At 56.3% G+C, this 3,427-nt stretch carries 4 protein-coding genes; 3 read left to right on the top strand and 1 reads right to left on the bottom strand.

Features of this window, described 5'->3' with window-relative positions:
• Positions 1–133 precede the first annotated feature (133 nt).
• On the bottom strand, positions 134–1,120 hold the full coding sequence (locus tag ACOSYY_RS13450; protein ID WP_421663013.1) for an ABC transporter ATP-binding protein: 987 nt from the start codon (positions 1,118–1,120) through the stop codon (positions 134–136).
• Between the two features lie 487 nt (positions 1,121–1,607).
• Here ACOSYY_RS13450 and ACOSYY_RS13445 point away from each other — a divergent pair, with 487 nt between their 5' ends.
• The 3 genes from ACOSYY_RS13445 to ACOSYY_RS13435 form a co-directional block, all read left to right on the top strand.
• Complete coding sequence (locus ACOSYY_RS13445) at positions 1,608–2,243, top strand: septal ring lytic transglycosylase RlpA family protein (RefSeq protein WP_421663012.1); 636 nt, start codon at positions 1,608–1,610, stop codon at positions 2,241–2,243.
• 194 nt (positions 2,244–2,437) lie between these two features.
• Positions 2,438–2,653 (top strand): hypothetical protein, encoded by a 216-nt coding sequence (locus ACOSYY_RS13440; protein ID WP_421663011.1) that lies wholly within the window; start codon positions 2,438–2,440, stop codon positions 2,651–2,653.
• Positions 2,654–2,691: 38 nt separating this feature from the next.
• Positions 2,692–3,427: HEAT repeat domain-containing protein (locus tag ACOSYY_RS13435; RefSeq protein ID WP_421663010.1), on the top strand; the 736-nt coding region annotated here is incomplete at its 3' end.

Genomic DNA, 3,427 nt, shown 5'->3' with positions numbered 1-3,427 from the left:
GAAACCGACGTAAAGATAGGAGAGCAGCCCGAAGATCAATAGAAAGACCGCCCCGACCACATAGACAATGGGGGAGACGAAATAGCCGCGCAATTCCTTGGCGATGACGGCCTGCACCGGGGTCATGATGATTTTACGTGTCCGTCCTTTCGGCGGAGGCCATGCTGACCGTGGTCTCAGCCGGCTCGGAAAGGTGGTCTTCGTGGCGCGTGAGCTGGAGGAAGACGTCTTCCAACGTCATGGACACGGTGCGGAGCTCAAGCAATCCCCACTGGTTCAACACGGCGACGCGTGCAATCTCGTCCCGTAGATCACGCCCCAGCTCGCATTCGAGAAGGAAGCTCCCTCCCGCCTGCCCGGGAAGAATATTGAGAATGCCGGAAATTGCGCGAAGTTTCATCTCGCAGTCCGCCGGGCATGTCTTGAGGGTAATTGAGATTTTCTCCGATTGACGCAATCGGGCCGACAACTGTTCAGGGGTATCTTCCGCGACGATACGGCCCTTATTGATGATGACGACCCGCTGGCAGACTGCGGTCGCCTCCGGGAGGATATGAGTGCTGAGAATCACGGAATGCGAGCCGGCCAGGCTCTTGATGAGCTCTCGGATTTCAATGATCTGCTTGGGGTCAAGGCCGACCGTCGGTTCGTCGAGGATCAGCACCGGCGGGTCATGCAGCAGCGCTTGCGCCAGTCCCACGCGCTGACGATAGCCGCGGGAAAGGTTGCCGATCAGTCGATGGCGGACAGAGCCCAGCTCAAGTCGTCCAATAGATTGGTCGAGCGCCGACGAGAGTTTCGGGCCCGTGATTCCACGGAGTCGGCCCACGAAGGTCAGGTGTTCCGTCACAGTGAATTCTTGGTAGACCGGCGGATTTTCCGGCAGGTAACCGATCTGCCGCTTTACCTCCAATGATTGTTCGGTGCAATCAAAACCCGCCACTCGCGCCGTGCCTTCTGTCGCCGGCATGAAGCAGGTCAAGATTCGCATCGTGGTGGTTTTTCCGGCACCGTTCGGGCCAAGGAATGCCAACACCTCTCCCTTGGCCACCGAAAAGGTGACACGATCGATAGCCGTATGATGGCCATACCGCTTGGTAATGTTTTGAACGTCGATCACGAATGTGATATTCGGTGCGAGCAACCGCGGAGGATGGAGCGGTACCGCTCTCGAAACTACACCATGTTGTCTTGACCGTGGATATTACTCACTCCGTTTGAGGCAGTCAATATAGGGTGGGTATCAAGCATGATGAATCGTCTACCCCATGCTAGGGAACGTGACAGCTCGAAAGTGATTCTCCCTCCCTGGGCTGGATAGCGCAATCTCCGCGAAGCAACGCATTTCGAAGATATCGTATCCTCGTTGCAGACTCCGATCGGCCTGCGGTGTTGAATTTAAGATCGGGCTCATTTATATAGAGGTCGCGAGGAAGCCTATCTTTCGAGATTTCCATGCGGTCACCCCTCCCGATCCGGACGGAGGTGTCCATACGGAGGTTGGGGACCCGGTACTCCAGTCGGTATTGTCGAAGTCCGATGCCTTTCATACCCTGAATCGACCGGAGATCCCATTGTTGACATCAAGGAGGGAGGCGATACCCAGCATGTACACTGAACGTCATCACAGTCGGCTCTCATCGTCTACATCCTTCGCAATGATCCTGTATCTGTCATTGGGGGCCTGTTCTTGGGTTCCCAAAGGGGATATACAATTGGATGTAGGGATCAAAGATCGAGGTGTCGCGTCGTGGTACGGTGAACAGTTTCATGGCAGACAAGCGGCGAACGGCGAGCTGTTCGATATGGAAGCTTTGACGGCTGCTCATCGGACCATGCCGCTTGGGAGTATCGTGCGTGTGGTCAATTTGACGAACGGAAAGCATCTTTATGTGCGGATTACCGATCGAGGTCCTTACGAGAAGGGCAGAATTCTCGACCTTTCCCATGGTGCGGCGGTCCAGTTGGGTATGGGGCACGAAGGCTTGGCGTATGTGCAGGTTGAGATTGTCGGCGAACGTCGTCCGGAGCTGATGTGGCTGTCGGAAAAATTCTCCGGCCGAACTGTGTCACTTCTTGCTGATACGGAGCCACAGACCGATCGGACGTCACCTGAGATGGCTTTTCCACCTCGGAATTTCCTTGGCGACCTGTGGATCGCAAGGCGGAATCGCTGGGCCCTTGCGATGTTGGCGGTGGCTTTCCCGGCCCTCACTCCGGTTCCGTCTTTGGTCCTCGACTGATTTCATCTTGCTGATGCCATCCAGCGGCCTCCCGGGCCGCTTTTAGGGCCGCGGCCTCTCACCGTCTATTCCCTTGAGCGAGAATCACCGTGCCGATCCTATCAGGTTGACAGGGTGCAAAGCTCTCCACTAGACTGGATCTTTCTCGTCAGCAGCCGACAATACGTGAGTTATCGAAGGGGAGGCATCGATCGATGGCCAAGAAGCAGGCAGCGGAACCGGATGAAGTGAAGTTAAAGAAGAAAATCGCCGCAAAACGTGCCGACCACGGCAATCCGGAGGGAGACACCACACTCCGGTCATTGAAAAAGCGATTGAAGAGAGAACAGCGTAAACGGCGGGCGCTTGCCCAACGGAAGAAGCGGGCGGCCGGAAGCAAAGGTGCTGCTGCAACCCCTGCGTCGGCATAGTCGTTCAGCGGGTCATAGTTGAGCCAGATACAGATTCCATGGAACAAGAACCGAAACAGCCCTCCCCAAGCAATAACCCTCTCGGCCTGCAAGCCGGTGACCAGCCCACCACCGAGACTGTGATCGATCAGGTCCAGGCTGATTCTCCCGCTGCTGACGCGTTAGTGGTCGGTCAGGGTACCGTCTCGCTTGATGAAGAGCAGGTCAAGGATGAGATAGACATCCAGATCGATCTCATGAACGACCCCGACTGGGTAGTCCGACGGGAAGCAGTCATTACTCTAGGTGAGATGGGAGATGAGCGATGTGTTGAACCATTGGCCCGCGCATTGCGCGACGGTGATTGGCAGGTCCGAGAGGTCGCCATCGAAGCGATGGGTCAGGTAGGCTCTCCCGCCGTTGAGACCCTCCTCAAGCTGCTCCGTGACTGGGAAGTTCGCAAGTACGCCATTTTGGCGCTCGGAAAAATTCGCGACGAGCGGGTGCTCGATCCCCTGATACTTCAGCTTCGAAACGACGAGTTCAAAGATGATGCCGTTGATGCCTTGGTCGAATTGGGCGAGCCGTCCGTCCAAAAGCTGGTCGGAGCTCTTCGCGACAAAGATGAAAACGTCCGCAAGTGCGCGGTTCGTGCCTTGGGTAAAATTAAAAGCGGCGACGCCTACGATTCACTTATTGCGATGCTCAGTGATAAGGACTGGGAAACGCGATTACTGGCGGTGGCCGCCTTGGAGTCGATGGGTGACGAGCGGAGCCGCGAGGCGATCAAGCCGT

The organism is Nitrospira sp. BLG_2 (genome assembly GCF_049222245.1).
Note: the sequence above shows the minus strand (reverse complement) of the source record. Positions and strands in the feature narration are given on the sequence as shown.

Excerpts from the sequence above, each read along its gene's own strand:
- ACOSYY_RS13445 (WP_421663012.1), top strand. The coding sequence starts at position 1,608 with ATGTACACTGAACGTCATCACAGTCGGCTCTCATCGTCTACATCCTTC.
- ACOSYY_RS13440 (WP_421663011.1), top strand. The coding sequence starts at position 2,438 with ATGGCCAAGAAGCAGGCAGCGGAACCGGATGAAGTGAAGTTAAAGAAG.